Source organism: Acinetobacter sp. YH16031, assembly GCF_013417335.1.
Lineage (GTDB): Bacteria > Pseudomonadota > Gammaproteobacteria > Pseudomonadales > Moraxellaceae > Acinetobacter.
In genome coordinates this window covers 1-23,368 of the sequence record NZ_VPED01000013.1, presented here as the reverse complement: position 1 = coordinate 23,368, position 23,368 = coordinate 1, and the positions used below count along the sequence as shown (strand labels likewise).

Sequence of the window (23,368 nt, the reverse complement as noted above, 5' to 3'; positions counted from 1 at the left end):
ATCATCATGAGTCAAATTGACAATGCTGCTGTTTCAGCACATCTCTCCCATGTGCGTATTGTCATGGTTAATACCACCCTGCCTGCTAATATTGGTAGTGCCTTACGTGCCATGAAAACCATGGGCCTGTGCAAACTGGTCTTGGTTGCGCCTAAAACTTATCCGCACCCAGATATTGATGCACTGGCTGCAGGTGCAACTGATCTGATCGAACAGATTGAAATCGTAGAAACACTGGAAGAAGCCATTAAAGATTGCCAGATCGTCTTTGGTACCAGTGCGCGTAGTCGCACTATTCCATGGCCTTTACTAGATGTCCGTCCAGCGGCAGAAAAAGCACTTTCCGCTGTGGTGCAAGAAAAACAGGAAATTGCGATTCTATTTGGCCGTGAAGACCGTGGTCTGACCAATGAAGAACTGGCGATGGCGAATTATCACTTAACCATTCCTGTGAATACGGATTACGGCGTATTGAATGTCGCTCAAGCCATTCAGGTGATCTGCTATGAACTGCGTATGGCAGCACTGGATCAGGTAGAACATCCTCGTGATCCAAAAGCCACCATGCAAGTCATTGATGGCATTGAAATGGAATGGGATGAACCGCTAGTAACCCATGAACAGATGGAACAGTTCTACCCGCATCTGGAAAAAATGCTGGCAGAAATTGAATTTATGGATCCAAAAAACCCACGATTACTTCCTTTACGCTTGCGTCGCCTTTTCGGACGTATACAATTAGATCGTATGGAATATCACTTACTTCGTGGTATTTTCACTCGTGTTCAGGCACTGAATAACGGCACCTGGAAAAAATCTTCCCATACATCACAACAGGATGAGGATCAAAACTAATGCTAAAACAGCTCAAAGAAGATATCCAAGCTGTCTTTGCGCGCGATCCTGCAGCACGCAATACCTTAGAAGTCTTAACCACCTACCCTGGCATCCATGCACTGATTATGCACCGTATGGCACATGAGCTATGGAAAAAAGACTGTAAAGGTACAGCGCGCGTTTTGTCCTCTTTTAGCCGTTTTGCAACAGGTATCGAAATTCATCCGGGCGCCAAGATTGGTAAACGTTTTTTTATTGACCATGGCATGGGTGTAGTGATTGGTGAAACTGCAGAAATTGGCGATGATGTCACCCTGTATCATGGCGTGACTTTGGGTGGTACAACCTGGAATAAAGGCAAACGTCACCCGACTCTGGAAGATGGCGTTGTTGTTGGTGCAGGTGCCAAAATCCTGGGTCCATTCACGGTAGGTAAAAATGCCAAGGTCGGTTCCAATGCTGTAGTTACTAAAGCAGTTCCGCCGAATACCACAGCGGTTGGCAATCCAGCGCGCTTTATCACCAAAGACCAGCCAAAAGATGATGCTGAAGCTCGTCGTCGTGATTATGCAGAAAGCATTGGTTTCCAGCCTTATGCAACTACACAGGATCAGACAGACCCGATTCTGGAAGGCATGCGTGTTCTACTTGACCGTATTCAACAAAATGAAAAACGTATGAATACACTGTGCAACCGCCTGTCTTTGCTTGATCCGACTTTCAAGAAAAACCAGTTAAATGAACAGCCATTTAGCAAGGAAGAACTTAAAATTCTGGAAGATGCGCGCCGTGAGTGCGAAGCACAAACCAGTCAGTCCAAGGCCTGACTATAAATCGTAATTCTTTTGTAACACGCATTTGCTTGCATGATCGCAGCACTTTTCATAGACTGACGATCATGCATTTTTTGAATAGATGTTTTAAAAAATAACATGAATGGACGGATATTATGACCTTGAAGCCCTTAGCAATTGCTTGCTTAGCTTTTACCATGACGGCGTGCTCTATGGCACCGACCTCAAGCAAACAAGAACAGAAACCAGCTGATCAGGTAGTTTTTGTTGAACCTGAACTTACTCCGCCATTTTATGCTTTAAATCCATTTAACTATAACGAACCACCTCCATTTGAAGTTCATTTGCAAAAAGCCGCTGCGCAGCCAGTGACGAAAATGGTGGTCACTGATCCTAAAGATCCGTCTAAACAGTTAACCCTAGATGTGAACAAGCTGATCATCCCGATGGTGGATAGCAATACACGCAGTATGCGTTATGCAGCACTTGCCAATGAAAATGAAATCGACATTACCGAAATCGATGATTTCTTGCAGATGGTAGAAGGTAAAGCGCGTCATTATCCACCCCGCTTTAGCGACCGTCAGGAACGCCGTGGTTTTGAAGCAAAACTTCGCGAAGTTTCTCAACAGCTGGATACCTTGGCTTCACGTCCGAATGCTTCATTTGATGTCTTAATGCGTGCATTTAAGGCCAGCGTGATGGCACGTAATCTTGATTTGGGTTCTATCTATACCACCAAATCAATGACCTATGCACAGCGCATTCTTCGTATTAACCAGGATGATGCTGAAGCAAACTTCTGGTTCGGTTTTGGTCTGTCTGAAGGTGGTGGTCACCGCGAAGCAATTCAGTATCTGGACAAGGCAATGCAGGCAGGTGTTCAAGAAGCTTATTTATCTGCGGCAAATAACTACATTGCCATGGAGAATAAAAAGAACGCTGTTCAGGTTCTGAATAATTACAAAATTAAATATCCGCAAGAAGCTGAAGTCGCTGATCGTCTGATTCAGGAAATTGAAAAACAGGGTCGCTGGAACGTATGGCAAGTCATGCAAACAGCCGCTCCTGCACCAACAACCCCTGCGCCTACACCAGCACAATAAGCTATATTTCAGATTCATAATATTACAAATAGACCGCTCCGGCGGTCTATTTTTATGGGAAAAAATTAGTAAAATACAAAGCATTATCAAGCTTTATAATTTTAAATGAGTGTTCAAAGTCTTTATGCACGAGAAAATAAATAAGATAGCATTACTTTGCACTGTACTCATGACAGCTGTACTGAGTGGCTGTCAGGTGGTGAGTGTTAAAGAGCAGGCTATTAATGTCACCATCAATAATGAACGCGATAGCATTCTTACACGCGATAAGTTGAGTGAAGCCAGTCTGAATGTCCTGTCCATGACCGGACGTGAAGCACAAGTCTGTGAAAATAATCCAGAAGAATGTGTGAAAGAGCTACAAGAAATTCCACAGATTCTGGATGAGCAATTACTTTCAACATCGAGTGAATTATATCTAGCTAAATCACTCCAGCTTGGTAAATCGGCTGAATGTAAAACCAGTGCTCTGGCTAAGACCCGATCTGAAGAAAAACAGCAACTGCAAACCCAGAACCTGCAAAAATGTCAGGAACAGCAGTTACAAATGCTGGATAAAAGTATCCGCTACAGTTATGCCTATCTGTTTCAGACTGAACGTGCACCACAGGACCGGATCTTCGACAACCGACAAGTTCAGATTCGTGACTTTTATAACCTGGCAATTGCTCATTTAATCCAGATCTACGCAGAACGTTATAAAACCAAAGAAGCCGGACAACGTCTGCAGGTTGGAAACAGTGTCTATACCATTAATCTGGACAATTTTCCCCAGCTCAAGAATCAGCCAATTGAACAGTTAATGTCGACCTATAACATGAACTTCTCTGGTCTGCGCTCAATTACCCGTCGTGACGGTTTCGGCTCTGAGTTTCTGGTGGTCTTGCCAGAAGAAGAAATTTCCAAAAAAGATAAAAAATATCTGGTTGATCCACTAAATCACCAATATCAAAATGGCGTAAATCCTTTTATTCATTCAGCACGTTATCTGGCAACCACAATTACTGCCATTCCAGAATCAGCGAACTCTGTAGAACAGATTCTAAATAACAGCAACTTCCATTTAAAACTTTATGACCCGTATAAATATGACAAGATTAAAGTTGCCAATAAGGAATATGCTTTAGCGGCAAACTTTTCAGCGCCTTATGGGCTATGGCTGGCAGAAAACAATCTGGGACGCGCAGCTTATCTGACACTGATCAATCGTGACGATAATCTGGTCATGCCGCATCTGTTTATGCTGGAACCTTATAATCCAAATAAAAAGGTTTTAGTGCTGATTCATGGTTTGGCCAGCAGCCCCGAAGCTTGGATTCGTTTAACCAATGATATTATGGGTGATCCGGTCTTAAGAGAAAACTTCCAGGTTTGGCAGGTCTTCTACTCAACCAACATGCCTATTCTAGAAAGCCGTTTCCAGATTAACGCGCTGCTTCAACAAGGTTTCGCACGTATTAGTAATAATGCACCAGCCAAAAAAGAAGCTGTACTGGTCGGACACAGTATGGGCGGTGTTATTGCCCGTCTATTGGTGAGTGATGCAGATATTACTGAACCCGCTTTTAATATTGTAAAAAACTCAAAGCTGACCAAGTTCCGGGACAATCCACTTTTTAAAGCGCGTTTAAAAATGCAGCCGGTTCCGAATTTCAGTCGCGCTATTTTCCTGGCAGCGCCGCATAAAGGGACCGATTATGCAGATCGCTGGCATACCAAACTGGCACGTAAAATTATTCGTGTTCCGAGTGCCTTTTTGGGTGCATTTGCCGACACTGTCCAAGGTGAAATTGGCTTGAGTGATTTTCTGCATGAAGTCGGTCGTGACCTGATTCAGAATGGGCCGAGTGATCTTAGTAAGAAATCAAAATTCACGGCACTGACTAAAGATATTAATCCGGCACCAGGTTTCAAATTTCACTCGATTATTGGCAACAATACAGATAGCGATGATGAAAATATTATGACTGATGATGTCGTCGCTTATCAGAGTGCATATCTTGAAGGTGCGGCTTCCAATAAAATTATCAAAGGTGGACATTCTGTTCAGGAAACGCCTGAGGCTGTACTGGAACTCCGCCGCCTTCTCAGATTACATCTGGTCGACTTGGGATTGTATGATCCTGATTAAATTTTGATAAGCGATATAAAAAAGCTGCCTATCGGTGGCTTTTTTTATGGGCAACCCATGTATCAATACCCTTTTATGCTTTATATCGACTAAGTCCGTACAAATACAGATTCCTGCGGATTTATGTTTCTTTCTAAAAATTAAATTTGTTAGACTTGAGGCAATTATTTTTGACATTCAAACCAGTCTTTACAGGATTTTAGCTTAGGCTATTTTCCAGGTTTTCCGAGGATAGTGTTTCGGAAAAAGATTTCGGTTTGGCTTTATATATTTAAAGGATTTTTTCTTAATGACCAGTTCAGAACTTGTGGCTGATCTCTCTAGCTTAACGCCCATGATGCAGCAGTACATGTCGGTCAAAATGCAGCATCCACACTCATTGATGTTTTATCGCATGGGTGATTTCTATGAACTGTTCTTTGAAGATGCCCATAAGGCCGCCAAAATTTTAGGCATTACCCTGACCCATCGCGGTAAAGCCAATGGCCAGCCAATTCCCATGGCCGGTGTACCTTTCCATGCTGCTGAAGGCTATCTAGCTCGTCTGGTGAAAAAAGGCGAAACGGTGGTGATCTGCGAGCAGATCGGTGAAGTGACTGGTAAAGGTCCAGTTGAACGTGGGGTCGTCCGAATTATCACTCCCGGGACTTTAACTGATGATGCCTTATTAGGTGCGCATCAAACCTCCAACCTGGTTGCTCTGTGTGTTCAACACCAACAAATCGGAATTGCACTTCTCGACCTGAGTGCGGGTTTATTTAAAGTCCAGCAAATCGATTATGACTTAAGTCAGTTAGCCATTGAGTTGGCACGCCTGATGCCAAGCGAAATTGTGGTGGATGAAAATCTGCAAGATCAAGCACTGGTAGAATACTTAAAACAACAGCTAGATGTTCCAATCAGTAAACGTCCGAATGTTGATTTCAACCAGAACAATGCTCAGAAGACCTTATGCGACCAGTTTGCAGTAAGCACACTTTCAGGTTTCGGAATTGATCATCTGCCCTTGGCCAAAGCTGCTGCAGCCGCATTGATTCACTATGCCAAAGAAACTCAGAAAACGGCTTTACCGCATATCCGAACCATTCAACTGGAACAAAGTTCAGACTTTATTGCTCTGGATCCAGTCACCCGTCGCAACCTCGAATTGATTGAGCCTTTATTTGAACATGGCACTTCATTGTTCCAGCTAATCAATGATTGTCAAACTGCTATGGGTGGCCGTCTGCTTAGCCGCACCCTGATGCAACCGCTTCGTGATACCGCGATTCTGGATGAGCGACTAGATGCGACACAGGCATTGCTTAAAGGTTTCCATGAATCGCCAGTCCGTCTGGTCTTAAAAGAAATCAGTGATATTGAACGTGTACTCAGCCGAATCGCTTTAGGTAGTGCTCGTCCACGCGATCTGGTTCAATTACGTCAAGCCTGTGCACAAATTCCATTTTTACGCCATGCGTTACAACCGCTGTTAAGTCAACAGAATTCGAAATTATTACAACAGCTGAATGAAGAACTGGGTGATTTTCATGGCCTGCATCAGCGCCTGATGTCCGCTATCGTTGAAAATCCACCGGTATTGCTACGTGATGGCAATGTCATTGCAGAAGGTTTCGATAGCGAGCTGGATGAGCTGCGTAAAATCCGTGACCATGCCGGACAGTTCCTGATTGATCTGGAAATTAAGGAACGGGAGCAAAGTGGCATTCCTACCCTGAAAATCGGCTATAACCGTGTCAGTGGGTACTATATTGAATTAACCCGTGCACAAGCTGAACAGGCACCTGAGCATTATATCCGTCGACAAACACTCAAAAATGCCGAGCGTTATATCACGCCTGAGTTGAAAGCCTTTGAAGATAAAGTACTGTCTAGCGAATCCCGTGCACTTGCTCGCGAGAAAATGCTGTTCGAGATGCTGCTGGATGAATTGCGTCAGGATATTGGCAATCTACAGATGATGAGCAGTGCGATTGCCCAGATCGATCTGTTGGCAAACTTTGCGCATCAGGCACGTTTACGCAACTGGTCACGACCAAAATTTAGCCCTGAAATTGGTGTAAAAATCGTTGCCGGCCGTCATCCCGTAGTGGAAGCCTTAAGCAAGGCTGCATTTACTCCGAATGATACACAGCTGGATTATCAGCACCGTATGGCCATTATTACCGGTCCAAATATGGGCGGTAAATCCACCTTTATGCGCCAGACTGCCCTGATTGCCCTGCTAGCTTATTGCGGTAGTTATGTGCCGGCGCAATCGACAACACTGGGACCAATTGACCGGATCTTTACCCGGATTGGCTCTGCAGATGATTTGTCGACCGGTAAATCAACCTTTATGGTCGAAATGACGGAAACTTCACAAATCCTGCATCATGCCACCAGCCAGTCGCTAGTCCTGATGGATGAAGTGGGTCGCGGGACCAGTACTTATGACGGGCTGTCCCTGGCTTGGGCTTGTGTGCTGGATCTGACTAAACGGATTCAATGTTTATGTCTGTTCGCAACGCATTATTTTGAGCTGACCGAACTGGATAAAGAATCAGGCATTGATAACTACCATGTCACAGCCAAAGAACTAAATGGCAATCTGATTCTGCTGCATAAAGTCCAACATGGTCCAGCTAGTCAGAGTCATGGTTTACAGGTGGCTAAATTGGCAGGTATTCCTGCGGCTGTAATTAAAGAAGCTCAGCATCGCCTAAAAATTCTGGAAAAGCAGCATCAGGCCAAACCACAAAGTCCGCAGCATGATCTGTTTGCCATGCCTGAAATCATCGAAAAAGTCATCGAGATTGAAAAGCCTTCAGCAGCGCTTGAATTATTAGAAGACATTGATGTCGACAATCTGAGCCCACGTGAAGCATTACAGCAACTTTATGCTCTTAAAGATCTCATGAAACAGCCAAGTTAAAATCTCTTCTAAGCCCTATCCCGCATAGGGCTTAGCTGATGATGATTCTCATTCCCTGAGCCTTCCATCAAATCATCGCAGTTTTTTCAAATTTAACAGCCCTATATATAACAAATATCAATAAAAGGAATTGTTTGTTCCCTCTATTTTTGCCTAAAATACGGTATTCGTCATTAGAACCATATTTTTTAGGTAGCTGTCGCCATGACCTTCGTTGTCACTGAAAATTGTATTAAATGTAAATATCAAGACTGTGTTGAAGTTTGCCCAGTAGACTGTTTCTATGAAGGTCCTAACTTCCTTGTGATTAACCCGGACGAGTGTATCGACTGCGCGTTATGTGAGCCTGAATGTCCTGCGAATGCAATTTTCTCTGAAGATGAATTACCGGAAGGCCAAGAAGTCTTTATCGAGCTAAATGCTGAACTGTCTCAAAAATGGCCGAATATCACTCAAATTGGTGAGCAACCTGCTGACCGTGAAGAGTGGAATGGTAAAACTGATAAATTACAATATCTTGAAAAATAATTTTTCAAATCTTAAAAAAAGACCAGCATAGACTGGTCTTTTTTTATACCCCATCCACACATTTCATTGCAATTTATCCTGATTTTCTCCGTAAAAGTGGACTAAAATAGCGCTATTTTAAAATATCTGAATTGCTATCAATGAAGCATTTAATAAAGGGGTTATTGAGTGTTTGTATAATCCCGCTTGTCTTTGTAGGATGTGCTACCACCACAAAACAGTCTGGTAAAGTAACTCCAGATAAAAGGATTTACATCCCAGAAGAACGAGTCCAGTACAACCATAAACCACAGCCTAAACCGGTTCCTTATGTCTATACTCACTGGGTATCGGCACTAAATAACCTGTCTCTTGTACGTGAATATGAAAACTTTTTGGCCCAGCAAGGGGTCGGAAATATTATTCCAAGTTTTGAGCTGATGCGTACTGCACGGGATTGGGCTAAATGTGGTCGATCTCAATATATGATTCCAAGCCGTGAGCTCTGGTCAAATCAGGTGCCTACTTTACGTGTCTTCAAATATCTGGTTGCTGCCAATGTACTGACTGATTTTGAAGTCACTTCGGTTTATCGTGACCTGCCTTTAAATCAGTGTGCCGGTGGAGCTAATTCTTCACGTCACCTGTTTAACTCGGCAATTGATTTTCGGATCGGACCTGAGTACCCACAGGCTCAGGATTATGCAGCAATTGAAAATACCAAGTTCAAACTGTGCCAGTTTTGGTTACAGCATGGACAAAGCCTGAATATGGGGCTCGGTTTATATGCCTCTGGCCAAATCCATATTGATACTCAAGGTTATCGCACTTGGGGCCCGGATTTAAGTCGTCGCTCATCAATGTGTAATTACTAAGTCATTTCATTTTCTATACAAAGCCAGCTTTTGGCTTTGTATAGCCTAAAAAATCAGCGAATATAGAACAATAAATTGCGCTGTGCCCGGAAAAGTTTAAAATGCACGCATCACAACAAAGGTGCGAGTACTATGCAACAAATGTGGACAGATATTGACCGCTACATTGATTCACATTTAATTCCTGAAGATCCTATCCTGAATCAGACTCTTGAAAATACTGCTGCACATGGTTTTCCAGATCATCTGGCTGTTGCGCCGAATCAGGGCATGCTGCTGCAAATGCTGATCCAGATGAATAAGTGCAAGCGCGTACTGGAACTAGGAACCTTTGCTGCATATAGCACCATGTGGCTGGCTCGTGCCCTCCCTGAAGACGGTTATATCCTGACAATCGAAGGCCGTGATACACATGCTGCGATGGGACAGGAAAATATTGATCGTGCACAGTTAAAACAGAAAGTTGAGCTGAAATGTGGCCGTGCTGCAGATGTGCTTCGTGCCCTGCCTCAAGATACTGAAGCCTTTGACTTTATTTTTATTGATGCCGATAAGCAAAGCTATCCTGAATATCTGGAGCTGAGCTTAAACTTTTCTCACTCCGGTACCATTATCTTCCTGGACAATGTGATTCGTGCCGGTGATATCATCAATCCGGATAATAAAAAACCAAGTATTGAAGGCATTCGTGACATGTTTAAAGCGCTGGAAAATCATCCACGTATCTTATCTTGTACTGCTTTACAGACCGTTGGCAGTAAAGGACATGATGGTTTTGCACTCGCAATTGTCAAATAATACGACTAGAACAAAAATCAGCCAATAAAGTATTCTCGATAAATAACATCATCTTACAGAATGTAACCACAGAGTTATCCACAATATATGAGGATAACTCTGGTTATTTTTAATTCAAGCTGTAACAATTTATCAAAAAATACATTTCTGTAGGTTTTATCACCCTCTTTCTACTTCGCTACCAATAATGGCACTTTAGAATTTCGGAAAATCGTTGTCGCAATACTGCCCAAGAAGAACTGGTGGATCTTGCTGTGACTGAATGCCCCCAAGACAATTAACTGAATCCCATGTTCCTGCTGATAAGACAGGATATTTTCAGCTACTTCTCCATAGCGGTATTCTGGAACGACCTCTAGTCCTGCTTCTGTCAAATATTGCAGAGGCTCATTCAGGATTTCCACATGATCCCCGATATAAAGCAGATGACATTGTAATTGTCTTAATAAATCACTTTCTGCAATGCGTTTCATCATCTTCACACAAGTCGGCGAATATTCATAAGCAAAGATAAAACGTGTCGGTGGTCTGAAGTGTTCCCCTACAGTCATCACTGTACAGTTAGCACCACGGATAAAGTTTTCTACATTGGTGCCGATTGGCTTGTTTTTCTCGGCAGAACGCTCACCGAGTAGTCCGATTACAGCAATATCATCAGGTTTTAGAATCTGAAAACTTTGTTCCAGAAAATCACCCTTTTCCTGAATATGGGTGGTGCGGATGCCATAATCTTTAAAGATACGATCCGAAATATGCTGGAGCAGATTATTGCTATAACTAAGCGCAATTTCACTTTGCTTTTGCTCCAGCTCAGCCAGCTCTTTAAGCAACATGGCATTGCTTTCAAAGCCAATCACACCGCTAATTTCCCCAAGATGATAACTGGCCGGGTAATAATCCAGAACCTGTAATAAAACCAGTTCACGGCCGGTCTGTTTGGCAATCCATGCAGCCGCATCTGCAAGTGCGTTCGTGCATGGTGAGGAGTCTATGCAGGCAATGACACGTTTCATGTTCAGCCTCTCTTTTATAATAAAAATTTCTTAGTTATTTTTAACTTAGCACAAGCATTAGTAAATGTGCACTGAAATCTGTAAGGCTTGAATTGAAATATGTTAACTTTTATGTGATGTTCTAAGGCCTTTACCGAATATTAAGCACCTGATATAAATCCTTTTTCCAAGAACTTCTTTCACTATTTTAATCCCGATATCGAATCAATTTTGCCGGATTTCCGGCGACAATTGCACGCGCTTCAATATCTTTCGTGACCATGCTATTCATCCCTATAATCGCCTGATCGGCAATTTTCACCCCATCTTTAATGCCGACATGGGCACCTAGCCAGACATCCCGACCAATCTCAATCCCTTTGGACCTGACTGGCTGCTGATAAATCGGCTGCTCCAGTTCCATCCCATGATCAAAGGCATAAAGATGACAATAGGCTGCGATGCGTACCTGATCATGCAGTTTAATCCCAACCCGACCACCATCCAGAATACAGTGATGATTGATTGCAACTTCGCTCCCTATCTCCAAAGGACCATGTAGCGTACAATCTGCCGCAATAAAGGTATTATCCCCGATAATAATTTTACGCCCCGGTTCAGCGAAGATATGTGCCAACGGCGAAATAAAACAGTTTTCACCAATCTCGACTGTTTCCATCTCCATCAGATAGGTCTGATATTCTTTCTGCCAAGCCTCAGCCCAACCACGATTCTTGGGTTTTAAGGACCAATATAGCCAAGGCATATAATTCAGACGGTGTTTATGCTGCTCACGATATTTCAGTAATGGATCTGGTTCAGTCATCTGTAGCTTCTTCTATGATTTTTAACTGTTCACGTCCGCGAGTAACATCCTGAATCTTCAACGCAAAAGGTTCAATCTGATGTTTCTGAAATTGTGCCTGAACCTGTACACCTTCAGCCGTATATTCTTCCTGATAATCAATCTGCTGCTGATTCAGCTCATACTGAAAAATCGCCCACTCATTAAACTGGCAAGCAAATTCGACCTTTTTCTTTTCAATCAGCTCAATTTTTTCAGCTAATAACAAACATTGTCCAGCACAGCCTCCATAGGCACGGACCAGTCCGCCGGTTCCAAGTTTGATGCCACCATACCAGCGATTCACCAGTACCAGTACATTGGTTAGCTCATTGCCTTCAATAGTCGCGAGGATCGGTCGGCCAGCGGTACCCGATGGCTCACCATCATCATTAAAGCGTACATGATGACCGATTTTCCAGGCCCAGCATTGATGAGTGGTGGTCGGATCACGATAGGCCTCCAGAAAATCCTTCACATCCTGCTCATTTTCTACAGGTGTGGCAAAGGCCTGAAATCGGCTTTTTTTGATGTCTTCCTCAAAACTGACAAGGCTGGCAATGGTAAATGGCATAACTTCAGGCATTCAAATTTCACCTGTGCAGTATACCTGTTTTGATGGGGCAAAGAAAAAGCCTCTCTATACGAGAGGCTTGATTCAATTTAATTTTATTGATTACTTTTAAATTTAACGTTCACGTAACGCTTCTTTAGCCTTGTTGAATGGCTTGATCAGATAGTCCATTACCGTTTTTGCTCCGGTACGAATATCAACAGAAGCCACCATACCTGGTGTGATGTTAAACTCCTGCCCGGCGGCGTTTCTCAATTTGTCACTATCGGTACGGATATACACACGATAGTAGAACTGATCCTGTTTGACTTCATCTCGCAAGGTATCTGGCGAAATCACAGTCACTTTGCCTTTTAGACCGCCATAAATCGAGTAATCATAGGCAGTAATCTTAACCAGTGCTTCCTGATCAGGTCGGATAAAGGCAATATCACGTGGTGAAATTCGGGCTTCAACCAGTAATTTTTCATCTAGAGGCACGATGGTCATCAACTTGCCATTTTGCGGAACCACGCCCCCCAAAGTCATGACATCAATTTCTTTGACCACGCCACGAACTGGGGATTTAAAAATGGTCCGGTTCAAGGTATCTGACTTGCCGCGTACTACCTGTTGCTGAGTTTCCACATCAGTATTGGCTTTGGACAGTTCTTCCCGTGCTTTCACATAATATTGGTTGCGAATATCGTTCATCTGGTTACGCAGGTCATTGGCTTCACGCTTCAAACGTAGAACTTCAACTTCACTGGCTGCGCCTTTGGCCACCAATGGCGCGGTCATCTCCAATTCCTGTTGTACCAGTACCAATGCCTGTTGCAATCCGGCAAGAGATTCTTCCAGATTGGCACGACGTGACTGATAGAGTGCGGTTTCTTCTTTAACCAGTTTCGGATATTTCAGCACTTCTTCCGGAAAAGACAACGGCGTACCACTCACTTCTGCACGTAAACGGGCAGAAGTGGCGCGTGAAGCGATCAGCAAGGATTCTGATTCACCGACATTTGATTCGAAGCGGGTTGGATCAAGCTGTGCCAAGACTTGACCACGTTCTACAATCTCACCTTCTTTGACATTTAACTTGGTTAGAATGCCGCCCTCCAGAGACTGAATCACCTGTTCTTTGGACGATGGAATGACTTTACCCGTACCGGTCGAGACCTCTTCCAGTTTAAATAACCAGGCCCATGTCAATAGAATTAACAAGCCAATGCCCACAATCCAGATAATCAAACTGGATTTCGGTAATGGCGGTTCCTGAAAGCTCACTTTGTTTGAACGCGTTAATGTTTGTGGTTCACTCATGCGCTTGCTCCCACGACCCGTTTAGTTCCTACCTGTGACTGATTCAATATCTGGTCTCGTGGACCATCCATGACAATTTTGCCATCATTGACCACAAGAATACGGTCAACTAACTCCAGTACGGCGCGACGATGCGTTGCCACCACCAGTGTACGATGTGCCAGATACCCTTTCAGATGATCAATTAACTGCTTTTCTGAAACATCATCAATCGCTGCAGTTGGCTCATCTAACAATAAGATTTTAGGCTGGCGGATCAGGAGCCGTGCCAGTAATAAGGCTTGACGCTGTCCACCCGAGAAGCCCACTCCACCTTCCAGAATGATATGATCCAGACCTTCTTTTTTCTCCTGAACAAAGTTAAGTGCACCAGTGATTTGCAAGGCCTCCAGAATTTGCTGATCCGTAGCGAGCGGTGCTCCCAAAGTCAGGTTTTCACGAATACTGCCGTAAAAGAGTTGTGAATTCTGATTGAGCAAGCCCATATCACGGCGTACATCTGAAGGATCAATCAGGGTCAGATCAATACCATCCAGTTTGACCTTACCCTGTGCTGGGGTTTGCATACCCGACAACAGTTGCAATAGAGTCGATTTACCTGCACCGTTACGACCCAGAATTGCTATTTTTTCACCGGGCTTGATTTCCAGTTTTGGAATGACCAGACTCGGTTTGGGATCATCATCGCCATATTTAAACACCACGCCACTCAGGTCATAATGACCATCTAAAACAGGACGGTGAATCAGATGTGAATAATCCGGCTGATCCACCGGTTTTTTCATCAATTCATCCAAACCGCCCTTGGCAACTTTGGCTTGCTGTAAACGGCCCAAGACACCAGTAATTTGTGAAATAGGTGCCAGCATCCGTGATGATAAAATCGAACAGGCAACTAAAGCACCTGTGGTCATCTCACCATCCATCACCGCAAATGCACCGACCAAAACCACAATAGCAAAGGTGAGTCCCTGAATTTTTTGGGTCCATGCTGTCATTAAGCCAACAATTTTACGTTGTTGCATGCTGACATCAGCAGAGACCTCATTCATATGATTCCATTGGTTCTGGAAGCGGGTTTCAGCTCTTAACAGCTTGATATCTTCAATCCCTTGTACGGCTTCCACTAATAAAGCATTACGGATCGCAGATTCACGCATTCCTAACTGTGCCAACTTAGCCAGTTTTTTCTGCGCCAGAATCCCTGGAAGAATCATGAGTGGTACTACCAACAGCATAACCCAGAACAGGTTGCCGCCAATAATCCAGAAGATCCCCAGGAACAGGAAGAAGAATGGCAGATCTGCAATAGCCGTCACGGTAGTTGAAGTGACCAGTTCACGCACACCTTCGAGTTCACGAATCTGCGAAATAAACGTTCCGGTCGATTTGGAACGCTCACTGTTTTTAATTCTTAAGGAATGCCCAAATACCCGGTCAGATATTTTCAGGTCAGCCCGTTTACCAATAATGTCTGAAAGATAAATACGGGATACCCGCAATACAAACTCGAAAATCGCCGCAATCAGTACACCGCCGGCCAACACCCATAAAGTAGGAATCGATTGTGAAGGAATGACACGGTCATAAACGTTCATCGAGAAGACAATCGTTGCCAAAGCCAGAATATTGGCGATTAAAGAGGCAAACATCACATCGATATAGCGTTTCCAGTCTTTCAGAACAATTGACCAGAACCAGTTTTTCTCAAAGGGCTTGATGTATTCGTCGACACGCGCATCCGGCACAGAAGACTCTGGTCGCAGGATATAAACATGCTTCGCACCTGTTTCTAACTGCTCGATGGTAAAACTTTGCGATAAACCGGCATCACCACTCAGTTGTACACTGACATTACCTTGTGTGTCGATACGTTCAATAACACCGACATCTCCGCTATCAAATTCAACCAATAAGGGCAAACGCCAAGGATTCAGCAGACTGCTATCAAATTTATTTTTGCGGACATTTAATCCCATCTGACGGCTGACAATCTTGAGCATTTCATCAATGTCATGATGCTGGTTCCAGTCCAGTTGCAGACGAATCCGTTCCTCAGATGGTTCAATCCGATAATGCTTGGCAATATTCAAAACTGCCTGAAGCCACGGCTGATAATTTATTATAGTACTCATGACTGAACTTCAAACCCCTGAATAGAAATACGGTTAAGCGCGTAAATATCCCGTGTACGACCTGTCACCTGAATGTATTGCACAATCGCCGAATAGATGTCATAGCGCGCTGATTCAATTTCCTGTGCTGCGCTGTGAATCGCCTGTTCTGCATTCAATAAATCCACTACAGTCCGAGTGCCCAATTTATATTGTTCTTGATATAGCTCTTTGGTTCGTACCGTGGTTTCACGGCGCTGAGCCAGGACATCCATTTGTCTTTGTTTATTTTCGATCTGTTCCCGGATTAAACGAACCTGATCCAGCACATCCAGATAGACAGTATTGACCTGTGCGCGTGCAGCTTCTTCGGCATAACTGGCAGCACGTGCCTGAGACCGAACAGCGCCACCCTGATAAAAATTACTGCTGGCTTCAATCATGATTGAATTATAAAAGCCATCATCTTCATTATTATTCGGATTTCGACCATTAACCGCCTGACTTAAGCTACCTTTCAGATTAATGGTCGGATAACGGCTTAAACGTGCCTGATCTTTTTGCAATCGGGCTACATCCACCCCTGAATGTGCCAAGATCATACTTGGAATCTGAGTAAATTCAGGATCCTGATAAAGATTAGCCTGGGTCACGATCCGATCTGGAATTTCCCATTGAATTGCAGAGACATCAAATCCCAATAAAGTTCGTAGACGTTGCTGATATTGTCTTAACTGGGTCTGTTGCACGATCAGGTTAGATTGCGCAGCTTCCAGATTGGATTGCGCCTGAACCGGATCAGCCTGTGTGCTAATTCCGGCGCGGGCACGTAAATTGGCAATTTCTGCAATTCGTGCAATGCCCTGAATCTGTTGTTCGGCAATCTTGGTAATTTCCTGATAGCGTTTAATATTGACGATAGCATCAGCTACTTCCAGTGCCACCTGATCCAGACTTACCAATACTCTTGCCTGATCTTCTGCCAGTCTCGCTTCTTCAACACTGACATTGGTTCTAATCTTGCCAAAGTCATATAGCATCTGGGTTGCATTCAGAGAAACCACCTGACGTCCACGTTCACCTGAGGTCAAATCTCCGGTACCTACACCGCCAGATAACTGCGGATAATACGCTGCTTTGGCCACATCAATATTGGCGGCCTGTGCAGATAAAGACGAAATACTCTGGGCAATTTCCGGACGACGCTGAACTGCAGTATGAACCGCCTCAATCAGACTCATTTTTGCAGGAATACCAGCATTTATAGGTCGAATTGAAGATTGTGCCTGCTGCGGCCGACTAATCTGCGGCAGTTCAGCCACCTTTGAGGTATCCAGTGAGTACTGACTCAGTGAGCTAATATCAATCGTCTGCGCCGATCGTGTTGGCTCTGGTGCAATCAGTTTTCCTAACCCACTTTTAATATTACTAAAATAATTCTGTGAATTTTCTGCATGTACAAATGGTACAGATAAAGGTAAAAGAAGAATGATCCATCTTCCCTTAATTTTATCTATTATCCCCTGAACATTTTTTAAGTGCTGCACCCTAAATTGCATAATAATGAATGTTTCGTGTTTTAGCCTAACAATATATCAAATCATACAAAAAGATAGCTTTTTCGTCTTAATGTAATTAAAAAAAACCCGCATTTGACGACTAAAGTCTTAATGCGGGTTTTTCTGATAATGAAAATTTTCTATACAGTAAAGTCATCACCCAGATAAACTTTACGTACCGTTTCATTGGCCAGAATTTCTTGTGCCGTGCCTTCAGCAATGACTGAACCTTCGCTGACAATATAGGCATGTTCACAGATGGCTAGAGTTTCACGAACGTTATGATCGGTAATCAATACACCAATTCCACGATCTTTCAGCGTCGTAATAATATCTTTAATATCACCCACTGAAATCGGGTCAACCCCGGCAAAAGGTTCATCCAATAACATGAATTTAGGGTCAGCTGCCAAAGCACGGGCAATTTCAGCACGACGACGTTCACCACCCGAAACACTCATACCCAATGAATCTTTAATATGGGTAATTTTAAAGTCTGCTAGTAATTCGGCTAAACGTTGTTGACGCTGAGCTTTGCTTAAATCCTTACGGGTTTCCAGAATCGCCATAATATTTTCAGAAATGGTTAGTTTTCTAAAAATAGAAGCTTCCTGAGGTAAATAGCCAATCCCTTTTCGCGCACGTTCATGCATTGCCAAGTCAGACAAATCGAGATCATCCAGATGGATTTCACCCTTGTCCATACGCACCAGACCCACCACCATATAGAAACTGGTAGTTTTACCTGCACCATTAGGTCCTAAAAGCCCAACAATCTGCCCACTTTCCATACTGAAGGAAACGTCCTTGACTACCCAGCGTTTACTATAATTTTTCGCCAGATGCTTAATGGTTAAAGTCTGAACCTGATGCGTCTGTGCCATTAATCACGTGCTCCCGGGAAGGATTTCGAAGATGAAGGCGGAATCACGATTTGTACACGACCTGCTGCTGAACCGGTTTTATTTGGTGTACCTGTTGCTTCAATATCGCCTTTATTCATGCTGTATTTCAGTGTATTACCACGGATACTAGCGCCATCTTGCTGCAAGTAGGCATTTCCAGATAGGGTAATAATCCCGGTTTCCGCATTATAGACAATTTTCTGTGCCTGACCTTTGGCCAAACCTTTGGCAGGATCAACTTTCTGCTGAAATTGAGCCGGGCTACCTGTTGCCGTAATCAGGCTGATCTGTTTTTTATTATTCAGATTCGCCACAATCGAATTGGCCTGCAATTTCATGGTGCCCTGTTCAATAATGACATTACCTGAATAAGTCGTGACTCCAGTACGCTCATTAAAAGTCGCACGGTCAGCTAATAAGGTAATCGGCTGATTACGATCAGATGGCAATGCAAACGCAGTGGCTGAACCCAATGCAACCAGACTTAACAACGCAGCGCGCTTAAGGAAAGTTTTCATCATTTTAGCTCTAGGAATTTGGTTCATACTTTCCTCGAATATTAAAGAATTCGTATTGACCATCATTAAGATTGGCTTTTAGGCCCTGACTGATAAATTCAGCCTGTGGAGATTCAACAATGACAGTTTTATCGGTTTCAATTTCACGTGTTTTCGGAAAAGCGGTCAGCTCCTCGGTACGGAACTGCATTTTTCCATTTTGCATGATCTTGGTCGCCAGCACTTCTTGAGAAAGTACAACTTTTGTATTGTCATCATAACCGTTGCCCTGTTTGGCAAAGAATGTCGCATCAATCTGACCGTCTTTATAGGTCGTTGCCTGCAGATTTTTGAGACTTGAAGTCTCTAGCTGCAGGTTTTGTTCAAGCTGGTCGACCTGGGCACGAACAGACAACATGCCCTTTTCATCAGTTTGGGTTAAGTTAATATTATTCGCAGAATAGGTCATGCTACGTGCAGAATCAGTCTGCAACTTGTTGCCTTTACCGCTGTAATAGTAATAACCACCACTTATTGCGGCAATGATAATAGCCGTAAGATATAAAACTCTAGTGTCCATAAGCGGTGTACTTAATCCAGGATGTATGACTTATTAATAAGGCGCACGAGTATATTTTTCAAGTAACTCTTGGTACTTACCTTTGGACATCAGTAACATGTCACAAATCTCGCGTACCGCACCACGACCACCATAGGCTTGCGTTACCAGATCAGCACGACGACGCACTTCAACATGGCCGTTTGGAACAGTCACTTTCATGCCTGCAATCGCGAAGGCAGACAGATCAGGCCAGTCATCACCCATGTATAAACAGTCTTCAGGATCGATATCGAGCTGAGTACACGCTTCACGCAAAGCAGTCCCTTTATCTTCGCGGCCCTGATAAACCAGATCTACACCTAAATCCGACATACGTTTCTGTACGATATTGCTTTGACGCCCAGTGATAATGATCACTTTGATTCCGGCTTGCTGTACCAGTTTCATACCCAGACCATCACGGATATCAAAAGACTTGATCTCATCGCCCGTGTTGGTCAATGTGACAAAACCGTCGCTTAAAATACCATCTACATCAAGTACCAGTGCCTCAATATGACGTGCCTGCTCTAATAATACATAAGATGCCATTTATTAATTTACCCCAGCCTGAATCAGGTCATGCATACTAATTACACCAATGACTTTATTGGCATCATCAACCACTACAAATTGATTAATTTTACGTTCGTTCATTTTTTCCAGTGCAACGACAGCACGTGCTTCCTGAGAAATTGTCAGCGGATTTTTGGTCATTACTTCCTGAATCGGTAAATTGACATCAAAACCTTGCTGTTTGTCGATCAGGCGGCGTAAGTCACCATCAGTGAAAATACCCAGCAGAAGGTCATTTTGATCCACAATTGTGGTTAAACCTAGGCGTTTATTTGAAATCTCGTATAAAACTTGATTCATTGGTGTATCTGGTGACACTTTTGGCAATTCCGAACCAGTGTGCATTAAGTGTTTTACATGCAGCAATAAGCGTTTACCCAAGGCACCCGCTGGATGTGACAAGGCAAAATCGTCAGCAGTAAAACCTCGTGCATCTAAAAGAGCGACAGCCAGTGCATCACCCAGCGCTAAAGTTGCTGTTGTACTCGAAGTCGGTGCCAGGCCAAGTGGACAGGCTTCCTGAAGATGACCTAGAGTTAAAGCCACATCAGCATTTTGTGGCATTGGGCCTTTGGCATCCCCACTAATGGTAATTAAGGGAATTTCCAGACGCTTGATCAGAGGCATCAGCATCATGATTTCATCGCTTTTGCCTGAGTTTGAAATGGCAATCAGTACATCACCCGGTACCAGCATACCGAGATCCCCATGCCCTGCCTCGCCCGGGTGCATGAAGAATGAAGGCGTACCCGTAGACGCAAAAGTTGCCGCCATCTTACGGCCAATATGCCCGGATTTCCCCATCCCGGTAATCACCAGACGACCTTTGCACTGCAGGATAATTTCACATGCCTGACTAAAACGCTCATCGATCTGCGTGGCTAAAATCTGTAATGCTTGTTCTTCGATACGCAAGGTTTCAAGTGCAACTTTCTGGAAGTCTATTTGATTTGGCATATTTGGTGGGTTCAAAGTAGGTTTACCTTAACTCTATACAGAGTTGACTCATTCTAGCAAAAAATAATTTTCGCAATTTTATCATATCTATGCAAATAGCAGGTTTCAAAATGTAGAGCTTTTCATAAAACTTAAACAGAATATTCTAAAATTTCCCTGACCGAAAGCTCTTCATTATTTAGAATTTCATTAGGTAAATCAGTTTTGATTGTCCTTTTTATTTTGCGTAGGCAATAAAAAACCCCAATCTTCCGATCAGGGTTTTTTGAATTTTGGAGCGGGAAACGAGACTCGAACTCGCGACCCCAACCTTGGCAAGGTTGTGCTCTACCAACTGAGCTATTCCCGCAATATGGGAGTGAATTATAGAGAGTTTCTGCTAACTGTCAACTCTCTATTGATTCAACTGTCGAATTAATCAGCACGACGCCATACAGTTCCTTGACGGGTATCTTCCAGCACCACTCCTTGGTCTAATAAAGACTGGCGGATTTCATCGGCACGAGCAAAGTTTTTCTCTTTTTTGGCATCTTTACGTTGCTGGATCAGATCTTCAATCTGCTCTTCAGACAAGCCTAAAGCTTCCTGACCAATATCAGACTTTAAGAATTCGTCGACATTGTGCTGTACCAGACCCAGAATATTGGTGAGATGGCGCAGAGTAGAATAATAAACAGCAGCCTGTTCCTGATTCTGATCTTTTACTGCACGATTCAGCTCTTTATTCAGTTCAAACAATACAGCAATGGCTTCTGGTGTATTGAAGTCATCACACATGGCTGTATTGAAACGCTCAACAAAGCCTTGATCTAACGTATCAACCAGCTGTTCGCCATACACTGCCTGATAAGCTTTAAAAGAATGATAGAAACGCATCAGCGTATTTTTCGCTTCTTTTAAGGCTACATCAGAATAATTCACCGGGCTGCGGTAGTGTGAGGATACGATAAAGTAACGCACCACTTCTGGATGGAATTTTTCAATCACATCACGGATGGTGAAGAAGTTCCCCAAAGACTTCGACATCTTTTCACCATCGACATTGATGAAGCCGGCATGCATCCAGTAATTTACATACTGTTCGCCAGTGGCTGCTTCTGACTGTGCAATCTCGTTTTCATGATGCGGGAAGCTTAAGTCAGCACCACCGCCATGAATATCAAAATGATTGCCTAGGCAGCAAGTTGACATCGCAGAGCATTCAATATGCCAGCCTGGACGACCATTGCCCCATGGTGAAGCCCATGAAGGTTCATTTTCTTTGGCATGTTTCCAAAGTACAAAGTCAAACGGGTGTTTTTTCTCAACTTCGACGTCTACACGTTCAGAAGCGCCTGCCTGCATATCTTCCAGTTTACGGCCTGAGAGACGCCCGTATTTGGCGAATTTTTCAACCTCGAAGTAAACATCGCCATTATTTGCCGGATATGCAGTCCCTTTTTCCACCAGCGTACCAATCATGTTTTGCATCTGATTGATGTAATCAGTGGCTTTTGGTGCTTCATCCGGTGCAAGACAGCCTAATTTGGTAAAGTCTTCATTCATGGCATCAATAAAACGGCTGGTCAGTGATGAAATGCTTTCCCCATTTTCATTGGCACGTTTAATAATCTTGTCGTCAATGTCAGTGATATTGCGTACGTATTTTACTTTCCAGCCCTGACTGCGCAGGAAACGGATAATATAGTCAAATGCAACCACTGTGCGTGCATGTCCGATATGACAGTAGTCATAGACCGTCATCCCACAGACATACAGATCAATCTGACCTTCTTTACGAGGTACAAATTCTACTTTTTTACGTTGCTCTGAGTTATATAGAACAAATGGTTGCATAGGTCTTCTAGAATGCTTTTACAAATGATGGCTCATCTTAACCTAAGCATTATTTTTCATAAAGTTTTAAGAAAAGTTTTCAAGGTTTTTTTCTGCGGTTATTTCTCTATTGTATAAAAAGACCAGCTATTGCTGGTCTTTTTAGATATCAGGATTTAGCTTCGGTTTTGCACTGTATTAACATCTGTTTGGTTTTTGGTCCCAATGAATTACTCAGGCTGGTATTTAAAACACGCGCATAGTTTTGATGATCTTTCTGGTAGAAATCTATCGTAGTCCCTTGGTACTCGGCGGTAATTATATATTGATAACCTTCAAAAGTTTTTTCAGACTTAGGCTCAATTGACTTTAATAAAGCACGCTTTTGCTTAGCAGAAATTAAGCGCAAAATGCTTTTTTCACCAATAACATAAGATAAGCTATGGGCTTTCTCTTTTGAACAATCCAAAGCATAACGGCCTTTTAACTCTCCTAAAGATCCTTTAAGTATAGGTTGTTCAACTGTACTCGCAAATAATATACTAACCCGGATCCTGCTTAAGCCGATGATTCCTTAATTTGAATTGTTGGCTTATTTTGATGGGTTAATTGATATGCACATAGTGAGGCGTAAATTCCACTCAGAAATCCATGAAGACTACGTGCTTTA

At 43.3% G+C, this 23,368-nt stretch carries 21 protein-coding genes, 1 tRNA gene and 1 pseudogene; 8 read left to right on the top strand and 15 right to left on the bottom strand.

Translation table 11 applies throughout. The annotated features are described in order from the left end of the window. Positions 1 to 6 precede the first annotated feature (6 nt). The 8 genes from FTV31_RS07960 (at position 7) to FTV31_RS07925 (ending at position 9,962) form a co-directional block, all read left to right on the top strand. Positions 7 to 855, top strand: coding sequence for an RNA methyltransferase (locus FTV31_RS07960; protein ID WP_034703830.1), 849 nt, complete (start codon positions 7 to 9; stop codon positions 853 to 855). Further along, positions 855 to 1,664, top strand: a complete 810-nt coding sequence (gene cysE / locus FTV31_RS07955) for a serine O-acetyltransferase (RefSeq protein ID WP_004786206.1) — start codon at positions 855 to 857, stop codon at positions 1,662 to 1,664. Before FTV31_RS07960 ends, cysE begins: the two co-directional genes overlap by 1 nt. A gap of 122 nt (positions 1,665 to 1,786) precedes the next feature. Continuing rightward, positions 1,787 to 2,737: an ABUW_2363 family tetratricopeptide repeat lipoprotein gene (locus FTV31_RS07950; RefSeq protein WP_004786208.1), complete on the top strand. Its 951-nt coding sequence runs from the start codon at positions 1,787 to 1,789 to the stop codon at positions 2,735 to 2,737. A 124-nt stretch (positions 2,738 to 2,861) separates the two neighbouring features. Continuing rightward, positions 2,862 to 4,868, top strand: coding sequence for a triacylglycerol lipase (locus FTV31_RS07945; RefSeq protein ID WP_180014115.1), 2,007 nt, complete (start codon positions 2,862 to 2,864; stop codon positions 4,866 to 4,868). A 289-nt stretch (positions 4,869 to 5,157) separates the two neighbouring features. After that, entirely contained in the window at positions 5,158 to 7,782 is a 2,625-nt protein-coding gene (gene mutS / locus FTV31_RS07940; protein ID WP_180014113.1) for a DNA mismatch repair protein MutS, read from the top strand. A 204-nt stretch (positions 7,783 to 7,986) separates the two neighbouring features. After that, the gene (gene fdxA, locus FTV31_RS07935; protein WP_004786212.1) at positions 7,987 to 8,310 is read left to right on the top strand and encodes a ferredoxin FdxA; all 324 of its coding nucleotides are present in this window, start codon (positions 7,987 to 7,989) and stop codon (positions 8,308 to 8,310) included. 140 nt (positions 8,311 to 8,450) lie between these two features. Then, positions 8,451 to 9,164: a D-Ala-D-Ala carboxypeptidase family metallohydrolase gene (locus FTV31_RS07930; RefSeq protein ID WP_004786214.1), complete on the top strand. Its 714-nt coding sequence runs from the start codon at positions 8,451 to 8,453 to the stop codon at positions 9,162 to 9,164. A gap of 132 nt (positions 9,165 to 9,296) precedes the next feature. Then, positions 9,297 to 9,962, top strand: a complete 666-nt coding sequence (locus FTV31_RS07925) for an O-methyltransferase (RefSeq protein WP_166135213.1) — start codon at positions 9,297 to 9,299, stop codon at positions 9,960 to 9,962. A 170-nt stretch (positions 9,963 to 10,132) separates the two neighbouring features. Here FTV31_RS07925 and FTV31_RS07920 read toward each other — a convergent pair whose 3' ends face one another. The 15 genes and pseudogenes from FTV31_RS07920 to FTV31_RS07850 form a co-directional block, all read right to left on the bottom strand. Beyond that, on the bottom strand, positions 10,133 to 10,975 hold the full coding sequence (locus FTV31_RS07920) for a universal stress protein (protein ID WP_034703837.1): 843 nt from the start codon (positions 10,973 to 10,975) through the stop codon (positions 10,133 to 10,135). A 187-nt stretch (positions 10,976 to 11,162) separates the two neighbouring features. Continuing rightward, positions 11,163 to 11,780 (bottom strand): acyltransferase, encoded by a 618-nt coding sequence (locus FTV31_RS07915; protein ID WP_180014111.1) that lies wholly within the window; start codon positions 11,778 to 11,780, stop codon positions 11,163 to 11,165. Further along, on the bottom strand, positions 11,773 to 12,372 hold the full coding sequence (locus FTV31_RS07910; protein ID WP_180014171.1) for a YigZ family protein: 600 nt from the start codon (positions 12,370 to 12,372) through the stop codon (positions 11,773 to 11,775). The genes FTV31_RS07915 and FTV31_RS07910 overlap by 8 nt, the downstream gene beginning before the upstream one ends. A 114-nt stretch (positions 12,373 to 12,486) precedes the next feature. Then, positions 12,487 to 13,674, bottom strand: coding sequence for an HlyD family efflux transporter periplasmic adaptor subunit (locus FTV31_RS07905; RefSeq protein ID WP_004786223.1), 1,188 nt, complete (start codon positions 13,672 to 13,674; stop codon positions 12,487 to 12,489). After that, positions 13,671 to 15,809, bottom strand: coding sequence for a type I secretion system permease/ATPase (locus FTV31_RS07900; RefSeq protein WP_166135207.1), 2,139 nt, complete (start codon positions 15,807 to 15,809; stop codon positions 13,671 to 13,673). Before FTV31_RS07900 ends, FTV31_RS07905 begins: the two co-directional genes overlap by 4 nt. Continuing rightward, positions 15,806 to 17,347 carry a TolC family outer membrane protein gene (locus tag FTV31_RS07895; RefSeq protein ID WP_180014109.1) on the bottom strand — a complete coding sequence of 514 codons (1,542 nt, stop codon included), beginning with the start codon at positions 17,345 to 17,347 and terminating at the stop codon, positions 15,806 to 15,808. Before FTV31_RS07895 ends, FTV31_RS07900 begins: the two co-directional genes overlap by 4 nt. Positions 17,348 to 17,487: 140 nt before the next feature. Continuing rightward, positions 17,488 to 18,231, bottom strand: coding sequence for an LPS export ABC transporter ATP-binding protein (lptB, locus tag FTV31_RS07890; RefSeq protein WP_004786227.1), 744 nt, complete (start codon positions 18,229 to 18,231; stop codon positions 17,488 to 17,490). Further along, positions 18,231 to 18,797: a lipopolysaccharide transport periplasmic protein LptA gene (gene lptA, locus FTV31_RS07885; protein ID WP_159122791.1), complete on the bottom strand. Its 567-nt coding sequence runs from the start codon at positions 18,795 to 18,797 to the stop codon at positions 18,231 to 18,233. The genes lptB and lptA overlap by 1 nt, the downstream gene beginning before the upstream one ends. Then, positions 18,781 to 19,329 carry an LPS export ABC transporter periplasmic protein LptC gene (lptC, locus tag FTV31_RS07880; RefSeq protein ID WP_034705852.1) on the bottom strand — a complete coding sequence of 183 codons (549 nt, stop codon included), beginning with the start codon at positions 19,327 to 19,329 and terminating at the stop codon, positions 18,781 to 18,783. The genes lptA and lptC overlap by 17 nt, the downstream gene beginning before the upstream one ends. Positions 19,330 to 19,362: 33 nt before the next feature. Then, a complete protein-coding gene (locus tag FTV31_RS07875; RefSeq protein ID WP_180011851.1) occupies positions 19,363 to 19,902 on the bottom strand; it encodes an HAD family hydrolase in 540 nt (179 codons plus the stop codon). Between the two features lie 3 nt (positions 19,903 to 19,905). After that, positions 19,906 to 20,883, bottom strand: a complete 978-nt coding sequence (locus tag FTV31_RS07870; protein WP_004786235.1) for a KpsF/GutQ family sugar-phosphate isomerase — start codon at positions 20,881 to 20,883, stop codon at positions 19,906 to 19,908. A gap of 273 nt (positions 20,884 to 21,156) precedes the next feature. After that, a tRNA-Gly gene (locus FTV31_RS07865) sits at positions 21,157 to 21,232 on the bottom strand. 65 nt (positions 21,233 to 21,297) lie between these two features. Further along, positions 21,298 to 22,719: a cysteine--tRNA ligase gene (cysS, locus tag FTV31_RS07860; RefSeq protein ID WP_180014107.1), complete on the bottom strand. Its 1,422-nt coding sequence runs from the start codon at positions 22,717 to 22,719 to the stop codon at positions 21,298 to 21,300. 148 nt (positions 22,720 to 22,867) lie between these two features. Beyond that, positions 22,868 to 23,167, bottom strand: coding sequence for a hypothetical protein (locus FTV31_RS07855; RefSeq protein ID WP_180014105.1), 300 nt, complete (start codon positions 23,165 to 23,167; stop codon positions 22,868 to 22,870). A gap of 89 nt (positions 23,168 to 23,256) precedes the next feature. After that, positions 23,257 to 23,368, bottom strand: a pseudogene (locus FTV31_RS07850) (IS982 family transposase); the annotation flags it as partial.